The 899-nt window shown below is 70.4% G+C and carries 1 pseudogene; it reads left to right on the top strand.

From position 1 onward, the window contains the following. Positions 1–312 precede the first annotated feature (312 nt). Positions 313–725: pseudogene (locus FCI23_RS62235) on the top strand (PP2C family protein-serine/threonine phosphatase); the annotation flags it as partial. Positions 726–899: the final 174 nt, after the last annotated feature.

Raw genomic sequence — 899 nt, 5'->3', positions numbered from 1 at the left:
GTGCGCCCGGTCCGGGGCGGCGTTGCTGATGAGGTTGGCGGTAGAGCCCAGCAGGCCACGCTCACGCAGCAGCTCCACGACTCCGGCGAGCGGACCGTGCAGCAGATCGCTGACCTGTTCACTGTCCCCCGCATCACTGTGTACGGCCACGTCACCACCGCTGTCCCGCGCCTGGCCGTGAACAGACCCTCACCACACGCTGCGCCTGACGAGCTTGAACGCAAGCAGCGCCCCGACGGGTCCTGCCGCCAGGGCATGAACACGACGCTTCGAGGCACATGTGCGCTGGGCCAACTGACGGGGCAGGCGAAGTTCCCTCTCGGCACACCGCTCGTCGTGGCGGTCGCCGACGGGCTCGGCGGGCAGCCGGGCGGCGAGGTGGCCAGTGCACGGGTCGTCCGCCAACTCGCCTCGATCGGCCCTTCATCGGACAGCGAGAAGCCATCCGTGACGCTCTGGACGTCTGCAATCACGCGGTGTACGAGGTCGCCGATACCGATCCGGAGCTGGCCACCATGGGGACCACGGTCGCGGGCGCCGTCGTGCTGCCGGAATCGCTGCTCGCGTTCAACGTCGGCGACAGCCGGGTGTTCGACGCGGCCCGGGACGGACTTCGCCAGGTGAGCGTGGACGACAACCCGCCGCTGGCGCCGGGGCAGCGCACCACGTCCCTCCTCACGCAGACGCTCGGCACCGCTTTCACGACGGTCCCGCCGCTCGCGGCGTCGCGCCAGCCCGGTTGGGGAGGTGTTGTACGGGGTGCCCTGACCTGTGCCGCTGCACACGGTGCGCCCAGTCTCACTCGCGTGGGCGGCCCGTCCACTTGCGCAGGAGGCCGAATCCCATCAGGAGTGTCGCCAGCCACATGCCTGCGGAGACCCAGATGAGCGCCGCCACCG

Source organism: Actinacidiphila oryziradicis, assembly GCF_005047355.1.
GTDB classification, from domain to species: Bacteria; Actinomycetota; Actinomycetes; order Streptomycetales; family Streptomycetaceae; genus Actinacidiphila; species Actinacidiphila oryziradicis.
This window is presented reverse-complemented; position numbering and strand designations above follow the sequence as displayed.